Genomic DNA, 22,473 nt, shown 5'->3' on the forward strand with positions numbered 1-22,473 from the left:
CGTGCTCGCGCCGATCGCCGCGGCCTTCGGCGTTCCGGTGCCGGCGGGGCGCCAGGACCGGTCGGGGAGCGCCGGCCGACACGGCGCAGGCACGGCTTGCCGGCGTCGGAACGGGGATGACCGCCGGCCCCGCCTCGCATCGCGCATGAACGGCGACAGGGAGGAAATGCCGTGTCAGAACCGGACCAGGATCGTCTCCGGCGCTATCTGCGGCGGATCATGCCCGGCCCCGCCGGAATGGAGGACCTTCCCCGGCAGGTGGCGGCGGCAACCGAATCGCTGCCGGCGGCCGGCCCCTTTCGGACCGAGGCGGCCTTTGCCGAGGCGGGAGCGCCGGAACGCCCCCCGGCCATGCCTGACGGCGCCAAGCTGATCCCCGACGCGACGCTGGCCGAAGCGGCGTGCCGCGCGGCGGAGAAGCTCAGGGACGGAAAGACGCCCCTCTCACCGGAGGAGCGCTTTGCGACCGAAGCCATCATCATTCCGGAAAAGCGCCCGGCCTTCGACATCATCGGCGGGGACTTCACGGCGAACCACCGGCTTTGGGGAAAGCTGAAGACCGATCCGGCGATCCATCGCCGTCTGCGCAGCGCCATTCCCTGCGTCGGGCGGATCGAACTGCCCGGCCAGTCGCGCATTCCCTATTGCGGGACCGGCTTCGTCGTCGGCCGCGGTCTGTTGATGACGAACCGCCATGTGGCGGACATATTCGCTCTGGGGGTCGGGGAGCGGGGCATCCGCTTCCGCACCGGGACGGCCGCCGGCGTGGATTTCAAGCGGGAGCGGGGGCAGCCCTCTGGCGCGATCCTGAAGGTGAGGTCGGTTCGCATGATCCATCCCTGGTGGGACATGGCCCTCCTCGATGTGGAAGGGCTTCCGGACGACGCCGGCCTCCTGCGCCTGTCGACCCGTGACGCCCGCGACATGGCCGGGCGCGAGGTCGCCGTGATCGGCTATCCAGCCTATGATCCGCTGGGCAACGATCCCGCCGTGCAGAACCGCCTGTTCGACCGCACCTATGGGGTGAAGCGCCTCCAGCCCGGGGAGGTCGCCGCCTCGGCGAAGGCGGCCAGCTTCGGCAAGATCGTCGATGCGGCCACCCACGACTGCTCCACCCTCATGGGCAATTCGGGTTCGATGGTCATGGATCTTGCAACCGGGGAGGTAGTCGCCCTGCATTTCGGCGGCCGCTATCTGGACGTCAACGTTGCGGTTCCGGCGGCGGAGCTGGCCAGGGACGGGCGTGTCCGGGATGCCGGCGTCGCCATTGCCGGCGATGCGCCGTCCGATCTCGCACCGGATTGGTTGAACGCGTGGAACGACACGGAGGCCAGCATGCAGAACGAGACCCGTCCTTCCGGCCCGCCGCGGAAACCCGACGGCGCGACCACGATCGAGATTCCCGTGCGCATCACGGTCACGATCGGGGATGCCGTCCGAATGGCTCCGGACGCGTCCGCACCGGCCCCGCTGCGCGCCGAACGGAGCGCCGGGGATGGCCAGGGCATGCAGGAAGCGCTTCGTGAACCCGACCACGACACCGACTACACAGGGCGCTGGGGCTACAGCCCCTTCTTCCTGACGGGGCGGGAGGTCCCCCTGCCGAAGGCCCGCGACCCGCGGGCGCTCGCGACGCTGAAGGAGGGCGGAACCGAGCTGACCTACCAGAACTTCTCCATCCTCATGCACGCCGAGCGGCGGCTCGCCCTGGTCACCGCGGCGAACGTCACCCGGGAGAAGCCCCTGCGGGAACCGGAGCCGGGGCGTTCCTACACCCGCAAGGACCTCGGCGGCCTCGGGACGAACGACCGGGAGACGTGGTTCCCCGATCCCCGGCTGGACGCGGTCCATCAGTTGACCGATGCCTTCTACAGCTGTGACGGCGGCGCGTTCGACAAGGGGCACATCGTCCGCCGCGAGGACGTGGCCTGGGGCAGGACCTACGGCGAGCTGAAGCGCGCTAACGGCGACACTTTCCACATCACCAACTGCTCGCCGCAGGTGGCGCAGTTCAACCAGTCCTCGCGTGGCGAGGACAACTGGGGCGATCTGGAGAATCTTGTCCAGGTCCAGTCGGCGAGCGAGCGCTACTGTGTGTTCGCAGGCCCGATCCTGGAAGCGGGCGACGGGAAATTCCCGGGACGGGGCGGGCAGCCGCCGGTGCCGATTCCGTCGCGCTACTGGAAGGTCGTGGTGGCAAGCACCGAGGATGGGCTCGCGGCGTACGGTTTCGTGCTCGAACAGGATCTCAGCCGCACGGAGCTGGAATTCGTCGTTCCCGAAAATTTTCGGCGCCTGATGGCGCCCCTGGCCGCCATTGAGGAGGCCGCGGGAGTCGATTTCGGGGAAATCCTGCGCGGATCGGATCGGTACGCCTCCGACGCGGCGGAAGAGATCGCTACCCGCGGCGGGTTGGCTCGCACGCGGTCTCTCGCGCGCACCGGGGAGGACCGGACGCCGCATGCCGGCGACGACGCGGAGGCCGTGCCGGGGGTCGACCGCACCGCGCCCCTGACCGAGGCTCCGGTATCCTGGCGTGTCGCCAAGAGCCTTCTGACCCTTCGCGGGCAGGTGAACCGGCGGGCGCCGGGACGCAACCGGGCCAGCGACGGCACCATCGGCGACCCGAGCCACGCCAATCGCAACTCCGACCACAATCCCTGGGTGACCGACGGTGCGATGGGGGTGGTCACCGCCATGGACATCACCCATGATCCTCGCGGCGGTTGCGACGCCGGGGCACTGGCGGCGAGCGTCGTCGCCAGCAAGGATTCGCGGGTGAAATATGTGATCTGGGATCGCCGCATCGCGAATTCCTCGGCCGTCGGGGGCCAGCCCCCCTGGGCGTGGCGACCCTACACGGGATCGAATCCGCACAACAAGCACGTCCACCTCTCCGTCCGCTCCGAGAAGGCGGTGTATGACGACGAGACCGCGTGGGACATAAGCGGTCCCGGAGTGGGTTGACATCCGGGATGGCGGACGCGCGGCCCGAAAAATCCGGACCGCTGCGTTCACAGGCGACGCGGGCTTCGTGCCTGATGGCGTGCGCCCGCGGTTGCGGATCGTTGGTAGAGCATCCCCATATCACGGGGCGCGGAGGTGTGTACCGCGGCCCGAAAATGAGACACCCGGCTGGGCTTATTCAGGCGGCCAAGGGTAGCTCGGGCATGGGCGCCTTATCAACCCCGAGTTGGTCGGCGCGCACCTGGGCTGGGATGCGGTGTCCATGCCGGGCGACGAGCCAGGTTTGTTGTAGTGACGGGCGAATTCGACCAGAGCGCGGCGCAGGTCCTCGACGGTGTCGAAGGTGTGGACCCAGAGGAAGTTTTCCTTGAGCGTCCGGATGAATCGCTCGGCCACGCCGTTGCCCTCCGGCTCGCGTACGAAGGAGGGCGAACTGATAATGGCTAAGCACTTGATCTCGGCCTGGAAGTCGCCGGACATGTAATTGGAGCCGTGATCGTGGCCCAGCTTCAACCTGACCGCTATGCCGGGGCCGATGCTGCCGAAGTGGCGCCGCACGCCCTGGCGGACTGGCTCCAGGGACTCGAAGCGGTTACCGCTCTTGGAAGCGTAGATGCCCACTACCTCGGAGTTGGCGTGATCCACCGCGATGAAGACGCGCGCCCCGCCCTCGGCCACGGTGATCGTTTCGGTCATGTCGGTCCCCCACATGACATTCACCGTCTCGGTGACGATGGTGCTGTCGTGCGTGCGCGAGCGGAGCCGCCCGACCCGATGTGGCGCCAGCAGGTCGTGCGCTCCTATCAGCCGCCGCTCCCGGCGAGGCGAGGTGCGGACCCCGGCAAAGCGCAGGCGCCCCCAGATCTTGCGGTAGCCCTCGCCGTGAAAGCGTGAGGCGAGGATCTGCTGGCGGATATGCGCGACCAGTTCAGCATCCAAGCAGGCGCCAAGCGGGCCCGGTCGCCGCGGAGCCGGTGTTGGGAGGCACGCTCGCCGGCGGTAGACGGTCGCGCGCGACACCCGCCAGGTTCGAGCGACGCGGGCCAGACCGTAGAGGCGACCGGTGGAGGGCGAGGTGGTCCGGCTTCATCGTCTCGACCTCCGCCGGGCCAAAGGGCGCTTGCCCTCCAAGGCCGCGATCTTCTCCTCCAGCAGCTCGTTGGCCATGGTAATCTCGCCCACCTTGGCCTTCAAGCGCGCGATCTCCTCATCGCGCTCGTCGCGCTCGCGTTTCTTCATGGCGGACGCGGCTGCCGCCAGAGCGCGCTCGCGCCATTCCGACAAACGGGCCACGGTGACGTTCAGTTCGCGCGCAACGACCTCCAACGGTTCGCCGCGCAGCACAGGCGCGTGACCGCCGCCACTTTGCGCCCCGCGGAGAAGCGCTGGGGCGTGCTGGCGTCCGCGCCCGAGGGGACGCCTGCGCCAGCGTTGTGGGCGCGCTCCGGCGCCCCCTCGGGCTGACGCCCCTGTTCCTTGTCCACCTCAAAGACCTCCGGTTGCGGTTCAATCTACCGCAGCCGGGTGTCTCATCGAACCGTGCCGCACCTCACTATGGTGGTGAGGCTGTACTTCCGGTTTCTGCTGAAGAAGCAAGGCCGGGCTTCCCAGGTCGAACACGATGGACGTCGGGTTCTGCATCGAGACGCTTCCACATGATCCTTCCAAAGCACAGGACAAGGAGGATCGGGATGCCCCGAGCGAGGCCGGGCATGCGGTGGATCAGAATGGAGCGCATCCGCATCAAGCAGCCGATTAGTGGTTAAAAAGCTGCTTGGTTAGATTGCCACCGTTGGCAGAGTCAATTCTCGGTGGCTTCCTGCCCCCGCAACCAATCATTACCGAACACACCTGCTCCCGAAGGCTGGCCGCTTCCGCAGCGCCGGCCTTCGGTGCGTTCGGACTCAGCCCAAGGCTGAGCAGCGCAACCAGATCGCCCTCCGGCTCGATCTCGACACCGTAGGTCTCGCCAGTGCTGAAGCAAAGTAAGCATCCGGTGAGTCTTTCAATTATCCACATGTCAGCATAGGGGTTGGGCTGATGTCTACCGGCCCAGATGACGTGACCATCGGTCTGTTGGTCCTGAACGAAGTTCGGGAGGTGCCGATGGTTACGGGAAGCAACGCATGGATCGAGGATGAACTCGCCGGCTGCCGTCTTGGCGACGAGCGGTTGGAGCGGCGCCTGAGCACATTGCTTGATCAGATGTCGGGGGCAATGGGCGACAGCATTCCTCTGGCCTGCCAGGACTGGGCCAACACCAAGGCGGCCTACCGGGTTTTTCTCCAACGACCGGGTGAGCGAAGGGGACATCCTCTCCGGGCACTTCGACGCGACACGTCAGCGTGTCGCCGCGACCGGCGGTCCCATCCTGGTCCTTCAAGATACCACTGAATTCTCCTTCCAGCGTGAGCACCCCGAGAAGATCGGCCAGACCTGCCGGGTGAACAGCGGCCAGGACCAGGACGGCCGATTCCGCATGCACACCGTGTGCGGGCTGCTGATGCATGCCAGTCTGGCGGTCACGACCGACGGGCTGCCCTTAGGTCTTGGTGCAGTCAAGTTCTGGACCTGGACGAAGTTCAAGGGCACCGCCGCTCTGAAGAGGACGATCAACCCGACGCGTGTCCCTATCGAGCAGAAGGAGAGTATCCGCTGGTTGGAGAACCTGCGCCGCATCACGGAACTGTTCGGTGATCCAGACCGCTGCATTCATGTTGGTGACCGCGAGAGCGACATCTACGAGCTGTTCTGCTTGGCTCGGGAGATGGGAACGCACTTTTTGGTCCGGACTTGCGTCGATCGGCTTGCCCTGGGCGGGGATACCACCGTCGATGCCGTGATGGGTGAAGTCACTGTCCAAGGCGCGCATGCCGTCGATGTCCGGGACGCCCACGGTCACGTCAGTACGACGGAGGTCGAATTGACCTACCGCAGCCTGCGGCCCCTGCCGCCGATTGGGAAACAGAAGCGCTATCCGGCGCTGACGCTGACGGTTCTTCATGCCCGGGAACGCGAAGAGCCCGCTGACCGGCCGCGCATTGATTGGAAGCTTCTTACCGATCTGCCCGTCCTCTCCCCAGAAGCGGCCATCGAAAAGCTACGCTGGTACGCTGTCCGGTGGAAGATCGAGGTGTTTCACAAAATCCTGAAATCGGGCTGCAAAGCAGAGGAGGCGAGGCTGCGAAGCGCAGACCGTCTCGTCAAGTTGATTGCCGTCTACTGCTTGGTAAGTTGGCGTGTTTTCTGGCTGACGATGATCAATCGGTCGGCACCAGACGTCGATGCGGGGATCGTCTTCACAGAGCGTGAGCAGGAGATCCTTGATTTCCTGATCCCGAACAAGCCCCCCATTTTGCCGGGCCGAAACACCCTGGGCATTTATCTCACCAAAGTCGCCAAGCTCGGCGGTTATCTCGCTCGTGGCTGCGATCCGCCACCGGGGAACACGGTCATGTGGCGGGGCGTGGTCCGCCTGATCGACATCACCCTGGGAGCGGAGATCGCTCCCCAGCTTGTGGGTAATTGAAAGACTCACCGGGGGCGTACGACCATCCGTGAGTGGGGCCTGCGCTTTGGCCGGGGGTTCGCCACCACGCTCAAGCGCCGTCGCCCCCGGCCGGGCGACAAGTGGTTGCTGGACGAGGTGTTCATTCGCATCCGCGGCAAACAGCACTATTTGTGGCGGGCCGTCGACCAGAACGGCGTTGTCCTCGACATTCTGGTCCAGAGCCGGCGCAACAAGAAGGCGGCCAAACGCTTTTTTCCAAGCTACTGAAAGGGTTGCGGTACGCCCCGCGTGTCATCGTGACTGACAAGCTCAAGTCATACGCGGCAGCAAAGAAGGATCTGAAGATCGGCGGCGAACACCGACAAAGCCGATATCTGAACAATGCCTGCGAAGTCTCGCATCAGCCAACTCGACGGCGCGAGCGGCGCATGAAGCGGTTCAAATCCGTCCGGCAGGCCCAGCAATTTCTCTCCAACCACAGCTCGATCCACAATCACTTCCAACTGCGCCGCCACCTGATCTCCGCTTCCGAGCACCGCGCCGCCCGCGCTCGCGCCTTCACCGCTTGGCGTGAGGTGACTGGCCTTGCTCAGGTCAACTGATCAAAGGCCCAGAAACGGGACTGCTTATCTTCATTGCGTCCTTGGTTGGTCAAGTTGACAACACCCGCCAAAGAGCGATTTCTGAATCGATCGCTAAAAGTTCGAGAGATTGACGATTACCCAACGTTTCTACTATAATCACGTGATATTAATGAGCGGTGAATAATAATTATTACAAGCCACTCAGTCAGGCTTTTTCAGCCATTTTCCCATAAGTGTCCGCGGCATCTCTTCGAAGCCAAGGTGCTCGTAGAACGAAACTACGGCAGTGTTCGTGGGCCTGACGATCAACTGGACCTTGACCACGTGGCGCGCCAGCAACCAACTCTCCCCGGCGTCAACCAGCTTGCGCCCAATGCCATGGCCTCGCAGAGCCGGCGAAGCGGCGCCATAGTAGAGCCAGCCCCTGTGACCATCATGTCCGACCATGACAGCCCCAACTATGGTTTTCCGATCGTCTTCGCCCACCAATACAGTGGAATTGTCGCCGTCAAGGGCAAAGCGAAAATCGGCGGCGGGGTCATTATAGCTCGCGACTAGATCGCAGGCGCGCCATAGTGTGATCACACTCAGCTCATCATCGAGCGTTGCACTTCGAATGTTCAGGAACATGGGCCTTCCTTCATCTTTGACTGTTCGCTTATCTGCCAGTCGTCGGCTGGCGCATCGCTGATCCGAGCGCTTGGTCGAGATCCGCGATCAAATCTCCCGGCTCTTCGAGGCCGACGTTCAGCCGAACGAGACGGTCGCCTGACTCAGCATCGGGGCGACCGAGACCGGGATATGTCAACGCGAGCGCGGTCACACCGCCCCAGCTGTAGCCGATCTTGAACAGACGAAGAGCATCGACGAAGCATGCGACTTGGTCAGGACTGATTTCGTGCCGGAATATAATCGAGAAGACGCTCGCAGAACCGGTGAAGTCGCGTTTCCAGAGGTCGTGACCAGGTGCTTCGGTAAGGGCGGGATGGAGCACCTTGTCGACTTCCGGTTGATCTGCGAGCCACTGCGCGACCGCAAGCGCGGTGCGCTCGAGCCTCTCCAGTCTGATGCCGAGCGTCTGTAATCCCCGCAGCGCTAAGCTGGCCTCGTCGGGCGAAACGCCCATGCCCAGTTGACTCCATGCGGTCCCCACGCGCTCGTAGAGTTCTCGACTTGCTACGGATACGGAGCCAAGCAGCACGTCGCTGTGACCGCCGATATATTTGGTTAACGCTTGTATTGAGATGTCCACTCCGTGCCTGAAGGCGTCAAACAGAACGCCCCCCGCATAGGTGTTATCGAGCGCAACGGGTATGCCGTGAGAACGCCCAACAGCGGCAATTGCCGGTACATCCTGGATCTCCATGGTTATGGAGCCGGGACTTTCCGTCCAGATCAGCGTGGTTTCCGGGCGAATCAGCCGCTCGATATCGCCGCCTATCAACGGATCATAGGTTTCGACGGTCACTCCGAAGGCTCGCAGCGTTCCGGTCGCCAGATCGTGACTGGGACCATAGGCGTTGGCCGGTAGCAGCACATGACTGCCGGCCCGGCATAGGGCGAGATAGACGATCGAGATGGCGGCTTGGCCGCCAGGCACGATGAAGCTGTGGTGAGCCCCTTCCAACTCGGCGATCCGCGCGCCCAGTTCGAGAACCGTCGGGCTGCCGAACAGGCCGTAAGTATACCCGCGCTCGGACTGGTGCCAGTCATCAGTCGCTTGAGCGACGCTATCGAAGATCACGGTCGAGCCGCGCGCGACCGGCGTTGCCAGCGAACGGAAGCCAGATGGCGCCTTTGCGTTGGAATGGATCAAGCGTGTTTGCCAGTGCATCGCGTTCTTTCTGTTTTGAATTATCATTGAGGCCACCGCCATCAGTACGACCCGACGAACTTCATGAGGGCGATGCCGCCCATGATCAGTTTGGCGGCGGTCAGCCTCGGCAGCGAGGCACTTTCGCCGAACATCGCCACCCCGGCGATAAGGGCGCACACCGAGTCAATGCCCGTCCAGACCATGTACGCACTGCCAAGGAGCAGAGTTCTCATGGACCAGGAGAGAAGCGAGAATCTCACGGCAATGCCGGCTACGGTAGCTATCGAAGTCCAAATTCGCGTAAAGCCGGCCGAATACTTCATCGCGGTTGTCGAACGGCCCGGCGATGATGATTGCGATCCAAGCCACAGCAGCCTCATCTCTTAAGAGAGCTGCCGGGCCGGCCCGGTCTTGAACACCCACGAGTGGGGCGAGTACGTGGCCTCGCGACAATATCGTTATTGCAACGTCGCGGCATTCGCAAGCAGAAACTCGCGATCTCGGATGAAGCCGCCTCCGAACGGAAGAACGCTTCGGCGGCCGCTTGGTTGCGAGTTTCGCTGAGATAGACATCAACCAAGTGACCGCCGCTGTCGATGGCGCGGTACAGGTACTGCCATCGCCCGCCGACCTTCAGATACGTCTCATCCACATACCAACGGCGGCCGATCTTGTCCCTGCGTCGCTGGCGCGCGGGGCGTCGGTGAGCAACGGCACGAGCTTCGTCTCCCAGTCGCGCACCGCCTAGTGCGAGAAGACTAAGCCACGCAGGAGCAGGATTTCGACCAGATCACGCAGGCCCAGCTTGAATCGGAGCCGCCGCAGCATGATCAGGAAGACGATGTCGGAAGGCAGCTGCAACCGGTTCAGCACCGAGCCGGTGCGTTCGTTGAAACCGCCCTCAAACTCCTGGCAGCGGAAGCGGCGGTAACCGTGGACCGTCCGATCCGAACGCTCCGTCGTCGCGCTCGACGTGGACTGGGCCGTATCGGCCGTGTGCTATCCGTCGTCATGGACGTCTACTCGGCAAGATCCTCATCCACCAACGCGTTTACGTCGCAGAACGCGTTCCAAGAGGCCGCCGTGGTGCTTGCGGGATGAACAGCAGTGCCCATAGATTGGTGCCTGATAACTGTTGGCGACAGCCTTAGTCATGCCAGTGCCTGCGGACCAACCTCCGCCTTCATCCTAAAGTAGAGCCCCAGTCAGCATCGGATAGGGGGCGCCCGCTGCAAACAGCTTCCCATTCACGGTTGACCATGCCGGGTCTCGCCTTTGGTGCCATCAGATTCTACGGTGCCCTTCATGGATGTGCGCAATGCACGCATCCGGCCGAGACTGCGGACGATGACGTCGTCCTCGCTGCCATAGGCAGGGTGGAGATAATCCAGCTCCAGCGCCAGCAACCCATCATAGCCGGTGCGCGCCAGCGCGCGTAGCACGCGGGGGAAGTCGATGAGTCCCTCCCCCGTGGGGACGCTCGGCCAGAATCCGAACTCCTGCGGGCTGCCGCGATAGGCCGTGACGTCCTTGAAATGTACCGCGCGCGTATAGGGAGCCATCCGCTCCGCCGCGGCCGTCGGATCCTCGAACATCCGCAACTGGTTGGCCGTGTCGAGGCAGATGCCGAGTGCCGGATGGTCGATGGTAGTGACGAGATCCAGCATCTCATCGGTCGAGAGATCGACGTGGTTCTCGATTGCGAGCACCACTCCCCGTTCACCGGCATGATCGGCGGCCCGGCGGAGCAGCGGCAGCAGAAGCCGGCGGTGTTCTGCCCAGGTCAGCTTGCGGGTGCGTCGCCCGCCGGCGCAGATGCGCATCACATCGGCCCCGACACCGGCGGCAATGTCGACGTGCCTTGTCAGATCCGTCAGCGCCTCGGGCATGGTTCCCGATCCGAGCCCATGCGGATGGCCCCAGGCCCACATCCGGTACAGGTCGAAGCGGTCCAGCCGTTCCTTCAGCATGGCCGGGTCGAGGTCGCCGAGCATGAAGGACTCCAGCGCCACGCCCTCCGCACCATGGGCGTGGGCGCGGTCGACGACGTCGAGAAGCGACATGCTTCGATCCGGAGGCTGCTCCAGCCCCGCATACAGCTCGCCGAAGAAGCGATGATAGCAGTAGGAATCGATGCCGATCCTCATGGCGTGCCTCCGGTGATGGGACTCAATGGACCGTCTTGATCGCGACGGCAGCAGCCGAACGCTCGGAGGCGCGGGCCTTGGCGATCACCGCCAGCATCGCCAGCCCGATGGGAACGCTCAGGAACATGAAGATCTGGCTGAAGCTCCAGCCGGCGCCGAGGACAAGTCCGCCCGCCGTCGCTCCGAAGATCGCGCCGAAACGGCCGATCCCGGTCATCACGCTGGTGCCGGTGGCGCGCATCTCCGTCGGATAGAAGAGGGCTGCCAGCGCGGTCCAGCCGGTGTTGGACGAGTTGATGCAGAAGCCGATGCCGAAGACCAGAACCATCAGCAGATCGACGTCGACCGGAGCCACACCGATCAGCAGAGCGAAGGCTCCGGCCGCCGCCAGCATCCCGGCGAGTGTGACGTGCGGCCCGAAGCGGTCCATGCCCCAGCCGATGGTGATGTTCCCAAGGGTGCCGCCGACCTGCATCATGGCTCCGACCATGGCCGCGTCGGTCATGCTGAACCCTGCGTCGCGGATCATGATCGGAAGCCAACTGCTGAGCAGATAGACGGTCAGGAGATTCATGAACAGGCCGACCCAAAGCGCCAGCGTCGGCAGAAGGTAGGGCCGCGAAATCACCAGCCCGATCGAGCTGTGCCCGCGATGCACCGGCTCCGGAATGACGATCATCGTCCGGTCGTCGGCCGTGCCCGGTGCGATCCGGTTGACGATGGCAAGCAACGCCCCGCGCCGCTCGGAATGCAGGGTCAGGAACCGGATGGATTCCGGCAGCAGCAGGATATAGGCAAGGGCGAACAGGATCGGCACAATGCCTCCGACCACGAGGATCGACTGCCAGCCATGGGAGCCGATCAGTTGGGCGCTGAGAAAGCCGCCTCCGGCCGCGCCGAGCGTGAAGCCGCAGTAGACCACCGTGACGAACAACGACCGGCGCCCTTTCGGTGCATACTCCGACGCCAGCGTGGCGGCGTTCGGCTGGGAGGCCCCGAGTCCGAGTCCCGTCAGGAAACGGAAGATCGTGAGGGTCCACACATCGGTGGACCAGGCGGAGGCCAGGCTCATCACCCCGAAGAAGAGCATCGCACCGATAATCACCCAGCGCCGGCCAAAGCGGTCGGCGAGTGGGCCGCCGGCGATCGCGCCGATCGCCAGACCGAAGAGTCCGGCACTGAGAACAGGCGCCAAAGCTTCGCGGGAGATGTGCCAGTCGTTCACCAGTGCCGGCGCGATGAATCCCATGGCGACGATGTCGAAGCCATCGAGAACGAGCACGATCAGGCAGAGGATCAGCACCCTCCATTGAAAGCCGCCGACCGGACGCCGGTCTATGAAATCCTGGATGTCGAGCCGTGCCGCTTTGGACATGGGGGCGCTTCCTCTGATTGATGGAGTTTTTGGTTTGCTGCTGGCGACCCAAGGCCGATCCACCTGATCGGATGCGGCCGGGCGGGAGCATGGTCGGGTTCCTGCTGCGCTCGACCGGAGCGGCGGCCCGACTTGTTCGTAGGGCACACTAACAAGGTTGAGATAGAATTTCAAATGGAATGCTATTCCAGAAACGTGGCTTGACTCCGTAGGAACGGCGGCTTAGCTGGAACGTCCCGTCGCTTCACCAGGAACCTTGCCCATGCCCAGCGTCCGGGATCGTGCGCTGTCCATTCTCGATCTTCTTGCGCATCATCCTCCGGAGCTGCCTTTGGCGGAGATCGCCGACCGGCTGGACATCCCGCGGGCGGCCGCGCACCGCGTGCTCGCCGATCTTAAGGAGACCGGCTATGTCCGGCAGGATCGTGACGGGGGGCCGTATCGGCTGACGGCCAAGATCGTGACGCTGGCCTTCGCCTATCTCGCCGGCAACGGCATCCCGGACGTCGCGCAGCCGGTGCTCGACCGCTTGGCCGAGGCGACCGGGGAACTGGCCCGGCTGGCGGTCGTGGATGGCGAGCAGCTGACCTGGGTGGCAAAGGCGCAGGGCAAGCAGCATGGGCTGCGGGTCGATCCCGACGACGGGGCCGAGGTCTATCTGGTCGCTACGGCGAACGGGCACGCGTGGCTGTCCTGCATGGATGACGACGCCGCGCTGGCGATCGCGGTCCGGCAGGGCATCCGGCGCGAGGGCTATGGCCCGGGCGCCCCCCGGTCGATGGCGGAGCTTCTGGACGCTCTGCAACGGGCCCGGCGCAACGGCTTCGCCATGGTCGTCGATGCTTACGAAGCCGGCACATCGGCGGTGGCCGTGCCCATCCTCCGCAAGGGCGGGGTGGTCGGAACGGTCAGCGTCGCAGGCCCCACGATCCGGATGACCGAGGCCCGCATGGAAGGGATCGCACCGATCCTGCGGGAGGTCGCAGCCGAACTTTCCCTGCTTGCCGCCGGCTCGCCCCTGTTCACCACCGCAAAGCGCTGAGGCGGGCCGGAACGGATCATCCCGGCGGCGGGCTGTCCGGCCATGCCGCGAGGGCCTGGCCCGCCACCGCAAGCAGCTCCTCGGCGGTAGCGCCGTCCAGGGCCTGTACGGAAAGCCCCTGCAATAGGGTCGCATGGAAGCGCGCGAGCGTCGGGGCGTCGGTCGTCGCGGGAAGATGCCCGTCGTCGATGTCGCGCTGGATGCGGCGCTCCAGCGCCACGCGTGTGGTGGCGCGGATCGCCCTCAGTTCGGCCGCCAGATCGGCGTTTTCGGCGGAGGTCATCAGCATGCCGCTCGATATCATACAGCCGAGCGGCTTGCCCGGCATGGTGACCGCCGCGATGCCCCGTTCAAGCACCAAGCGGGCCGCTTCGTAGCCCGAGGGCGCCTGGGTGATCTCATCGGGATCGATGCCGCTCGCCCCATAGCGCCGCAACACCTCGCGGTAGAGATCGGCTTTGCTGCCGAACGCATGATACAGGCTTGGTGCCGCGATGCCGATCGCCTTCGTCAGATCGGCGATGCTGACCCCGTCATAACCGTGCCGCCAGAACAGATCAAGCGCCGTGTCGAGCGCCTCGTTCCGGTCGAAGGTCGGCTGCCGGCCCCGTGGCCGGGGTGTCGTCTGGGGAGGACTGGTCGGGGATGTCGCCATGCAGCGACACTAGATCCTTGACGGGCCGGCCGCAAGTCCGCATTGTTTATCGATCGATAAACAAATAGGTGACGCAATGGGATCGCAGTATGAGTTCGGGCGGCGGAACTTGATGCTGGGCCTCGCCGGCGCGGCTGCCGTCGGCGTGGTTGCCGGCCCGGCCATCGGGGCCACCACCTCACAGGCCACCTCGCAGACCGGCAGGCAAGCCGCCGGGCCGGCCGCAACGCCGCAGGGCTTCTCCGTTCGCTCATCCGATGGGACGGTGCTGACGGGGGACGCGCAGGGCGACCCGCAGGCGCCCGAGATTCTGTTCGTCCATGGTCTGCGCCAGAGCCGGCTGAGCTGGGACCGGCAGTTCGCCGACCCGGCGCTGGCGGGCTTCCGTCTGGTCCGTTTCGACCTGCGCGGCCATGGGGATTCGGACAAGCCGGCGTCGCCCGATGCCTATCGGGACGCCGACCGGTGGGCGGAGGATCTGGCCGCCGTGATCGCGGGAGCCGGCCTACGCCGCCCGGTTCTGGTCGGCTGGTCGCTCGGCGGCTATGTGGTCGGCGCCTATCTGCGGGCCTATGGCGGAGCGGCGCTTGCCGGGATCAATCTGGTCGATGCGGTGACCAAGCTGTCGCCGGAACTCCTGACCCCACTGGCGGGAAGCTTCGCGCGCAGCACCAGCTCGTATGATCTCGCCGAACGGACGGCCGCGACCACCGATTTCCTGTCCGCCTGCTTCCACCAGCCGCCGACGGGCATCGACTTGCAGCGGATGCTCGTCGTCAACGGGATGACGGCGAGGGCGGTCAACGAGGGGTTCACCGGTACGCAGACCACCGATCTGGAACCGGCCTTCCAGGCATTCACGGGTCCGATCCTGCTGACGCACGGCGTGCATGACCGGCTTGTGCGGGTGGAGATGTCCGAGCGGATCAAGGCGCTCCATCCCCGCAGCCAACTGTCGCTCTACCAGGATAGCGGGCACTCTCCCTTCTATGAGGAGTCGGCGCGTTATGGGCGGGAGCTGTCCGCCTTCGTCACCACGATCGTCAAGGGCTGAACCCTTCCTTCAAAGGCCGCATCGGCAGGGCGCATCCTGATCCGCGCCGGTGGGGTCTTTGTTCACACTTATGAATTAAAGTCCCGGCGCCGCCGATGATGCCCCGATGGCCAACGGGCATCCGGCGGTGGATTTCCGGCGCGAAAATGGAGCCTTGAGCAGGGGAAAAGGCAACTTTGGTCGCGAGGCATCGCGGAAAATCGCCTTGACCAACTGTTCACATAAAGGTATTCGTTCTCTTACATAAACAAATCTATCCGGCGCGGACTCTGTGGAGGCGCGCCGGATTGGATTTTCCAAACAGCATGGAGGGAGGCGCAATGGAGCGCATGCGCATTGCCGTCGCCGGCTTCGGGGCCATCGGACGGAAGCATGCCGAGGTGCTGCGGTCCTGTGCCGCCTGCGAGCGCGTCGTGATCGTGGAGCCGGGCGCTCAGGGGCGGACACAGGCACAAGGCATGGGGTTCGACGTCTATCCGGACATCCCGGCCGCGTGGCACGCGGGCGGACTGGGCGCAGCCGTCATCGCGACGCCGACCGCGGACCATCTGGAAACGGCCTCGCAATGCATCGAGCGCGGCCTGCCGATCCTTGTCGAGAAGCCTCTGGCCGACGGCGTGGAAGCCGCAAACCTGCTGACCGGGCGGGCGGCGGCGGCCGGAGTTCCCCTGCTGGTCGGGCATCACAGGCGGCACAGCCCGGTGGTGCGGATGGCGGCGGAGTTGATCGGCGATGGGCTGATCGGGCAGCCGACCGTGGCGACCGTTCTCTACACCGTTCGGAAGCCGGACGCCTATTTCGACATTCCCTGGCATGTGGAACCGGAGGGTGGCGGTCCGATCCTGATCAACCTCATCCACGAGGTCGACCAGCTCCGCTTCCTGCTCGGCGACGTCACATCCGTGCAGGCCATGCAGTCGCACGCCGTCCGGCACCTGCCGGTGGAGGACAGCGCCGTCATTCTCCTCGGCTTCGCCTCCGGTGCGGTCGGGACGGTCACCCTGTCCGACTGTGTCGCGGCACCCTGGTCCTACGACCTCGCATCGGGGGAGTTCGACCTGATGTCCGACAAGGCGGGGCTGGTGGACCGGGGCAGGGAGGACACGCATTTCCTGTCGGGAACCCAGGGGTCCCTGACGCTGCCGAACCTGCGGCACTACCGTTTCTCCGGCGAACAGGGTTGGGCGCATCCGCTGGACGTGCGGCAGGTGCCCTTCGAGCCGGGCGATCCCTACCGCCATCAGGCTGAACATTTCCTGAGGGTGGCGCAGGGGCTCGAAGCGCCGCTAGTGACCGGTGCCGACGCCACGCGGACGCTGGAGGTCACGCAGGCCATCAAGAGGGCGGCGAAGACCGGGCAGGCGATCCCGGTGTGAAGCGAAACCCGGTGTGAAACGAGATCAATGCAAAACGAAAAACGAGGGAGGGAAGGGCGATGAAGCTGCATGGAATTCTGGTCGCGGCCGGCTGCCTGACGGCGGTCCCCGCGCTGGCGGCCGATCCGATCAAGATCATCGGCATTCTGGAGCTGTCGGGCGCCGGGGCGCCCGTCGGGACGGCCTATAAGAACGGCCTGGAGATGGCTGTCGAGGAGATCAACGCGAAGGGCGGGGTGCTGGGCCGCAATCTGGAGGCCAAGTTCTACGATACCCAGACCAATCCCGGCATCGCCCGCGGGCAGATGCAGAAGGCGCTCGACGAGAACCCGCTCGTTCTGGTGGGGCCGACCTATTCGGGATCGGTCAGGGCCGCCATGCCGATCGCACAGAAGGCGGAAATTCCCGAATTCACCGGCGGCGGTGCCGCTCAGCTGACCGAACTGGGAAACCCCTACATCTTCCGCACCCTGGGCAGCCAGCGGACGAGCATTCCGAAAGTGGTCAACTATCTTGCCGAGACCGTGCATGCCAGGAAGGTCGGCGTGATCTATGCCAACACGGATCTGGGAAAGGGCGGCCGCGACGTCTTTCTCCAATCGGCGAAGGAGAAGGGCATCGAGGTTCCCGTCGACCTGTCCAGCGAGCAGGGGCAGGCGGATTTCGCATCCGACGTCCTGAAGCTCAAGAGCGGCGCGCTGGACGCCATCTTCCTGTCGATCCACGAGGAGGAGGTGGCGCGCTTCCTGAAGGAGGGCCAGCGCCAGGGGCTGAAGACCCCGATCTTCGGCGAACAGACCCTGCTCAACCCGATCGTCCTGCAACTCGCCGGCGATGCCGGGATCGGGGCCAAGGGCTATATCCCGCTCACCGGCGATGCGCCGGTCGCGGCGCTGCAGGACCTGTCGCGCCGCTTTGCCGCGAAATTCAACTACACCCCGGATCACAACGGCTTCCAGGGATACATCGTCGGTCATGTGGTCAAGACGGTGCTAGGCAAGACCGGCAAGGCGGACCCGAAGCTGTTCGCGCAAACCCTCCATGGACTGACCATCACCGCCGAGGAGGAACCCGGCGTCCTGCTGACCACGAGCTGGGACCGGAACGGCGACATCGACCGCGACGGGTTCCTGGCGGTCGTGGAAAAGAACAACACGCTCCGGATCGAGAAGACCCTGCCGCGAACCGGCGGATGAGCGGTGGTTCCGGACCTTCGGCGCCGGCGCCGGGGTCCGACCGGCAACGGGACTCTTCAAGGAGCCAACAGCATGTCGGACTTCATCAGTCTTCTGATCACCGGCCTCGCGACGGGCGGAATCTACGCCCTGATGGCCATCGGCTTTTCACTGCTGTGGCAGACGTCGCAGACGGTCAATTTCGCCCAGGGGGAGTTCGTCATGGCTCCCGCCTTCTTCATGCTTGCGGCGATGCATGCCGGACTGCCGTTCTGGCTCGGCATTCTGGTCGGCATCGCGGTTTCGGTCGCCCTGCTCGGCTTCGCCTTCAAGCGGCTCCTGGTCGATCCCATGCTGCGTCACGGCGTGCTGCCCCTGGCGATGGCGACCATGGCGCTGTCGATCTTCCTGAAGGAGGGCGTCAAGGACGGGTTCAGTGCGGAGGCGCAGCCCTTCCCCTCCATCATTCCGCCCGTCGACGTGACCATCGCCGGCACGGTCGTGTCGCTGCAGAGCGTTGGCACGCTGGTGGTCGCCATCGTCGCCGTCGTGGCCCTGCACCTGTTCCTGACCCGGACTTCGACTGGCCGGCAGATGCAGGCGGCGGCGCAGAATCCGGCCGTCGCGACCATTCTCGGCATCCCGGTGCGGCGGATGATCGGCCACGCGTTCCTGATCAACGGCGGGCTGGTCGCGGTGGCGTCGCTGCTGATCAGCCCGATCTACCTCGCCAAATTCTCCTCGGGGGAGATATTGGGGCAGGCGGCCTTCATCGCGGCGATCATCGGCGGCTTCAATCAGGTGCGGGGCGCCATCGCCGGCGGGCTTCTGCTCGGCGTCGTGTCCAATCTGGCCGCGGCCTACATCTCGACCAAGTACCGGGATGCCGTGCCGCTGTTTCTGCTCATCGCCTTCATCATGGTCCGGCCGCAGGGACTGTTCGGCCGAACGGAGGAGCGCACGGTATGAACGCCTCCCAAAACCGCAGGCTTTTCGTCCTGCTCGCCGTGATGGTCACCGGGTCGCTGGTGGCGGCGCCCTGGCTGCTCAGCCGCTACGGCACCTATATCTTGTCGATGTGGTGCGTGATGTCGATCGCCGCGGTCGGGCTCAATCTGACGCTCGGCTATGCCGGACAGGTGTCGCTCGCACAGGGCGCCTTCGTCGGGATCGGCGCCTACGCCGCCGCGCTGCTGACCGGCGCGGGATGGCCCTTCCTGGCGGCGCTGCCGGCGGCGGTCGTCCTCTGCTTCGCCGTCGGCTGGCTGCTCGGCTATCCCGCCCTGCGGGTGCAGCACCATTATCTCGCCTTCGTCACGCTCGGCTTCTCCACGCTGGTCTTCCTGGTTCTCCGCAACGAGGAATGGCTGACCAACGGCGTCGTCGGCATCGTGGTGGAGCGCCCCACGCTCTTCGGTCTGGCGACCGACAGCCCGGCTTCCTTCTATTACCTGTGCCTTGCCATCCTCAGCCTCGTCTCGGCGCTCACCTTCGGCCTGATCCGCTCGCCATGGGGCCGCGCCTTCCTGGCTCTGCGGGAAAATCCGGTCCGGGCCCTGTCGCTCGGCGTCGACACGCGCCGCTACACGCTGATGGCCTTCGCGCTCGGTTCGGCGCTCGGCGGGGTGGCGGGGAGCCTCTATGCGCCGCTGCTGGAGTTCGTCGATCCGACGCCGTTCACGCTCGTCCTGTCGTTCAACCTGCTGCTGATGGTGATCGTCGGCGGCGCCGGCTTCTTCCTCGGCCCGTTCCTCGGCGCGCTCATCGCGGTCCTGCTGCCGGAATGGCTGCGCTTCGCCGATGGTCTGTACCTCATCCTTTATGCGACGTTCGTGATGGCGCTGCTCGCCTGGTCGCCCTCCGGCATTCTCGGGATCCTCGATCGCCATCTGGCACGACGCAGCGCGCAGGCCGCCTCCGCCGCCCGCGCCGCCTCGGTGGCGACCCTGAAGGAGCAGGCGCAATGACGAACGCGATCCTGGAGGTCGAAGGCATCCGCAAACGGTTCGGCGGCATCACGGCAGTGGACGGGGTCTCGTTCGAGGTCCGCGAGGGTGAAATCCTCGGCATCATCGGGCCCAACGGCTGCGGCAAGTCGACTCTGTTCAATTGCATCCTCGGCCAGCTCCGCCCCACTGAGGGCAAGGTGAGGGTCGATGGCAGGGTGACCACCGGCATGCGCCCGTGCGAGCTCAACCGCCTTGGCGTCAGCCGGACCTTCCAGCTTCTGCAGGTCTTCCCGCAGCTTTCCGTACGGGAGAACCTGATCCTCGCCGGGCAGGAGCACAAGGGCGGCATGGCCCGGCGGCTGTTCGGGCCGCGCGATGCCGGGCTCGGTCCGGATGCCGACCGGATGATCGCCTTCTTCAAGCTCGATCACCTCGCGCATCAGCGGGCCGGCGGGCTGTCCTACGGCCAGCAGAAGCTGCTCGATGCCGCCATGGCCTTCATGGCCGGGCCGCGTCTGGTCCTGCTGGACGAGCCGGCGGGCGGCGTCAACCTGACGATGCTGAGCAACCTGAAGGAGCGCCTGAAGGCCATCAACGCCGAGCAGGGCGCCACCTTCGTCGTCATCGAGCACAACATGGATTTCGTCATGTCGCTGTGCACCCGCGTCATCGTCCTGGCGGAAGGCAAGGTTCTCGCCGAAGGGACGCCGGCCGAGGTGCGCGCCAACGGACAAGTGATCGAGGCCTATCTTGGACACTGAGACGATCTTCGGCGAAACGATCTCCGGCGACCCCATCCTGCGGCTCCGCGACGTGGTCGCCGGCTATGGGGCGATGACGATCCTCAACGGCACCAGCTTCGACGTGCCGCGCGGGGCGATCACCACGGTGATCGGCCCCAACGGGGCCGGCAAATCGACAGTCTTCAAGACGGTCTTCGGCCTGCTGGCCGTACGTGCCGGAAGCATCCGCTTCGACGGGCGCGACGTCACCAACTGGACGCCGCGCCGCCTGCCGGAGGCCGGCATCTGCTACATCCCTCAAGGCCGCAACATCTTTCCGGAGATGAGCGTGCGCCACAACATTGAGTTCGGGGCGGTGGCGGCGGGCAAGGGGATCACCGACATGCCGGCCCGCATCGAACTGGCCCTCAACCGCTTTCCGGTCCTGCGCCGCAAGGCCGACCGCCAGGCGGGCACGCTGTCCGGCGGCGAGCAGAAGCAGCTGGAGATCGTGCGCGGGCTGCTGCTCGATCCGAAGCTGATCCTGATCGACGAACCGTCCATCGGACTGTCGCCGATGATGGTGCAGGAGACCTTCGACATCCTGCTGAACCTGCGCGACAAGGGCGTGTCGACGCTGATGATCGAGCAGAACGCGCGCTCGGCCCTGAAGATGTCCGACTATGGCGTGGTGCTGGAACTCGGACAGACGCGCATCTTCGATACCGCCGGAGCGATCCTGAACGATCCGCGGGTTGCGGAGCTGTTTCTCGGTGGTTCGGTCGAGACCGGCGCCGCCGCCTGACATGGCGCGGGGCGGCCGGCGTTCAAACATTCGGGAGTCCATCATGATCGTTGTTAGGGTCGCCTGTTCCGGTCCCCGGAAAGCTGCGGAACGCCAGCGCCTGATCGAGGCGCACAAGGCGTATCTGAGGAGCGGGGGCGTCCGCATCCTGCAATCGGGGCCTCTGACGGGCTCATCGGTTTCCGGCGGGCTGATCGTGGCCGAGGTCGGCGATATGGAGGAGTTCGTGGCCTTCAGTGACGGCGATCTCTTCGTCCTGCACGGTATCTACGACGATGTGCGCATCTTCGAATGGACTGTCACGCTTGGAGGCATTGCCCGTTCCGACGGGGCCGAACGGAGGGTTGGATAGAATGACGATGGACGACAGCCTGTTCGAAGGCTTCAGGACCGAACGGGTGCGCACTTCCGGGGCGGACCTCCGTTGTGTGGTCGGCGGGTCGGGCCCGCCGGTTCTGCTTCTCCATGGCTATCCGCAGAGCCGACACGCGTGGCATCGCGTCGCGCCAAGCCTCGTCGCCAAAGGCTTCACGGTCGTCGCGCCGGATTTGCGGGGCTATGGCGAAAGCACCGCCCTCGACCCCGACGGGGCCGAGGCCTATTCGAAACGGACACTGGCCCGAGATCAAGTCGAGTTGATGCAGGCGCTCGGCTTCACGCGCTTTGCCGTGGTCGGCCACGACCGGGGAGCGCGTGTCGGCTATCGGTTGGCCCTGGATCATCCGGAGCGGGTGTCGGCCTACGCCTCCCTGACGGTCATCCCCACCATCGAAATCTGGGACCGGGTGAACCGGGCGTTCGCGTTCAACGCCTATCACTGGTTCTTCCTGTCCCAGCCCTTCGATCTTCCCGAACGGCTGCTCGCCGGCGACCCGGACGGATTCCTCGCCTGGACGCTGCGGAAGATGGCCGATGGCCGCGACATCTACGATCCACGGGCGCTGGCCGCTTATCACGCCGCATTTCGCGATCCGGCGGTGCGGCATGCGATGTGCGAGGATTACCGGTCGGCCATGACGGTCGATGCCGAGGCGGAGAGCGCGGATCGTGCCGGCGGCCGGCGGCTCGCCTGTCCCGTGCTCGTGCTTCTGCCGGAGACGAGTTTGGCGGCATCGCCGCACCCGCTGGACATCTGGCGTTCTTGGGCTGACGACGTGCGCGGCGCGTCCGTCGCGTCCAGCCACATGATGCCGGAGGATGTTCCGGACTTCGTCGTCGGCCAGCTCGTTCCATTCCTCAACGGAGCGCGATGACGACGGACCAGGCGTCCTGGTGGAGTTCTGGTGAAACAACAA

19 protein-coding genes and 3 pseudogenes are annotated in these 22,473 nt (G+C 65.2%); 14 read left to right on the top strand and 8 right to left on the bottom strand.

The annotated features are described in order from the left end of the window. Positions 1-171: 171 nt before the first annotated feature. Positions 172-2,967, top strand: coding sequence for a DNA/RNA non-specific endonuclease (locus tag ABNQ39_RS26810; protein WP_376964171.1), 2,796 nt, complete (start codon positions 172-174; stop codon positions 2,965-2,967). A 178-nt stretch (positions 2,968-3,145) separates the two neighbouring features. On the opposite strand, the pseudogene ABNQ39_RS26815 reads toward ABNQ39_RS26810, so the two are convergent. Then, positions 3,146-4,379 (bottom strand): annotated as a pseudogene (locus ABNQ39_RS26815) (integrase core domain-containing protein); the annotation flags it as partial. Positions 4,380-5,073: 694 nt separating this feature from the next. Here ABNQ39_RS26815 and ABNQ39_RS26820 point away from each other — a divergent pair. From ABNQ39_RS26820 to ABNQ39_RS26830, 3 genes and pseudogenes are all read left to right on the top strand, one after another. Beyond that, positions 5,074-5,241 (top strand): annotated as a pseudogene (locus ABNQ39_RS26820) (IS4/Tn5 family transposase DNA-binding protein); the annotation flags it as partial. Further along, positions 5,165-6,496: an IS4 family transposase gene (locus tag ABNQ39_RS26825; RefSeq protein ID WP_376964174.1), complete on the top strand. Its 1,332-nt coding sequence runs from the start codon at positions 5,165-5,167 to the stop codon at positions 6,494-6,496. The pseudogene ABNQ39_RS26820 and the gene ABNQ39_RS26825, both read left to right, overlap by 77 nt. A gap of 117 nt (positions 6,497-6,613) precedes the next feature. Beyond that, positions 6,614-7,080 (top strand): annotated as a pseudogene (locus ABNQ39_RS26830) (IS6 family transposase). Between the two features lie 183 nt (positions 7,081-7,263). Here ABNQ39_RS26830 and ABNQ39_RS26835 read toward each other — a convergent pair. The 6 genes from ABNQ39_RS26835 to ABNQ39_RS26860 form a co-directional block, all read right to left on the bottom strand. Further along, entirely contained in the window at positions 7,264-7,692 is a 429-nt protein-coding gene (locus ABNQ39_RS26835; protein ID WP_376964176.1) for a GNAT family acetyltransferase, read from the bottom strand. Positions 7,693-7,720: 28 nt separating this feature from the next. Then, entirely contained in the window at positions 7,721-8,938 is a 1,218-nt protein-coding gene (locus ABNQ39_RS26840; RefSeq protein WP_376964179.1) for a cystathionine beta-lyase, read from the bottom strand. Then, on the bottom strand, positions 8,938-9,258 hold the full coding sequence (locus tag ABNQ39_RS26845; RefSeq protein ID WP_376964182.1) for a DMT family transporter: 321 nt from the start codon (positions 9,256-9,258) through the stop codon (positions 8,938-8,940). Before ABNQ39_RS26845 ends, ABNQ39_RS26840 begins: the two co-directional genes overlap by 1 nt. Further along, positions 9,255-9,530, bottom strand: a complete 276-nt coding sequence (locus ABNQ39_RS26850) for a DDE-type integrase/transposase/recombinase (protein ID WP_376964184.1) — start codon at positions 9,528-9,530, stop codon at positions 9,255-9,257. The genes ABNQ39_RS26845 and ABNQ39_RS26850 overlap by 4 nt, the downstream gene beginning before the upstream one ends. A gap of 595 nt (positions 9,531-10,125) precedes the next feature. Then, a complete protein-coding gene (locus ABNQ39_RS26855; RefSeq protein ID WP_376964187.1) occupies positions 10,126-11,025 on the bottom strand; it encodes a sugar phosphate isomerase/epimerase family protein in 900 nt (299 codons plus the stop codon). Between the two features lie 22 nt (positions 11,026-11,047). Next, on the bottom strand, positions 11,048-12,574 hold the full coding sequence (locus ABNQ39_RS26860) for an MFS transporter (RefSeq protein ID WP_376964190.1): 1,527 nt from the start codon (positions 12,572-12,574) through the stop codon (positions 11,048-11,050). An 88-nt stretch (positions 12,575-12,662) separates the two neighbouring features. On the opposite strand from ABNQ39_RS26860, the gene ABNQ39_RS26865 reads away from it, so the two are divergent. Next, positions 12,663-13,442: an IclR family transcriptional regulator gene (locus ABNQ39_RS26865; RefSeq protein ID WP_376964193.1), complete on the top strand. Its 780-nt coding sequence runs from the start codon at positions 12,663-12,665 to the stop codon at positions 13,440-13,442. Positions 13,443-13,458: 16 nt separating this feature from the next. Here ABNQ39_RS26865 and ABNQ39_RS26870 read toward each other — a convergent pair whose 3' ends face one another. Continuing rightward, positions 13,459-14,097, bottom strand: coding sequence for a TetR/AcrR family transcriptional regulator (locus tag ABNQ39_RS26870; RefSeq protein ID WP_376964196.1), 639 nt, complete (start codon positions 14,095-14,097; stop codon positions 13,459-13,461). A 112-nt stretch (positions 14,098-14,209) separates the two neighbouring features. On the opposite strand from ABNQ39_RS26870, the gene ABNQ39_RS26875 reads away from it, so the two are divergent. From ABNQ39_RS26875 to ABNQ39_RS26915, 9 genes are all read left to right on the top strand, one after another. Then, entirely contained in the window at positions 14,210-15,151 is a 942-nt protein-coding gene (locus ABNQ39_RS26875) for an alpha/beta fold hydrolase (RefSeq protein ID WP_376964199.1), read from the top strand. 320 nt (positions 15,152-15,471) lie between these two features. Continuing rightward, positions 15,472-16,527, top strand: coding sequence for a Gfo/Idh/MocA family protein (locus tag ABNQ39_RS26880; protein ID WP_376964202.1), 1,056 nt, complete (start codon positions 15,472-15,474; stop codon positions 16,525-16,527). Positions 16,528-16,586: 59 nt separating this feature from the next. Then, positions 16,587-17,723 (top strand): ABC transporter substrate-binding protein, encoded by a 1,137-nt coding sequence (locus tag ABNQ39_RS26885; protein ID WP_376964205.1) that lies wholly within the window; start codon positions 16,587-16,589, stop codon positions 17,721-17,723. Positions 17,724-17,795: 72 nt separating this feature from the next. Further along, entirely contained in the window at positions 17,796-18,671 is an 876-nt protein-coding gene (locus ABNQ39_RS26890) for a branched-chain amino acid ABC transporter permease (protein WP_376964208.1), read from the top strand. Then, entirely contained in the window at positions 18,668-19,669 is a 1,002-nt protein-coding gene (locus ABNQ39_RS26895; RefSeq protein ID WP_376964211.1) for a branched-chain amino acid ABC transporter permease, read from the top strand. The genes ABNQ39_RS26890 and ABNQ39_RS26895 overlap by 4 nt, the downstream gene beginning before the upstream one ends. After that, positions 19,666-20,412, top strand: coding sequence for an ABC transporter ATP-binding protein (locus ABNQ39_RS26900; RefSeq protein WP_376964214.1), 747 nt, complete (start codon positions 19,666-19,668; stop codon positions 20,410-20,412). Before ABNQ39_RS26895 ends, ABNQ39_RS26900 begins: the two co-directional genes overlap by 4 nt. Then, on the top strand, positions 20,402-21,178 hold the full coding sequence (locus tag ABNQ39_RS26905) for an ABC transporter ATP-binding protein (RefSeq protein WP_376964217.1): 777 nt from the start codon (positions 20,402-20,404) through the stop codon (positions 21,176-21,178). The genes ABNQ39_RS26900 and ABNQ39_RS26905 overlap by 11 nt, the downstream gene beginning before the upstream one ends. Positions 21,179-21,221: 43 nt before the next feature. Continuing rightward, positions 21,222-21,530, top strand: a complete 309-nt coding sequence (locus ABNQ39_RS26910; RefSeq protein WP_376964220.1) for a YciI family protein — start codon at positions 21,222-21,224, stop codon at positions 21,528-21,530. 7 nt (positions 21,531-21,537) lie between these two features. After that, positions 21,538-22,431, top strand: coding sequence for an alpha/beta fold hydrolase (locus tag ABNQ39_RS26915; RefSeq protein WP_376964223.1), 894 nt, complete (start codon positions 21,538-21,540; stop codon positions 22,429-22,431). The last annotated feature ends 42 nt before the right edge of the window (positions 22,432-22,473 follow it).

It is taken from the genome of Azospirillum sp. A26, from assembly GCF_042604635.1.
GTDB lineage: Bacteria > Pseudomonadota > Alphaproteobacteria > Azospirillales > Azospirillaceae > Azospirillum > Azospirillum palustre.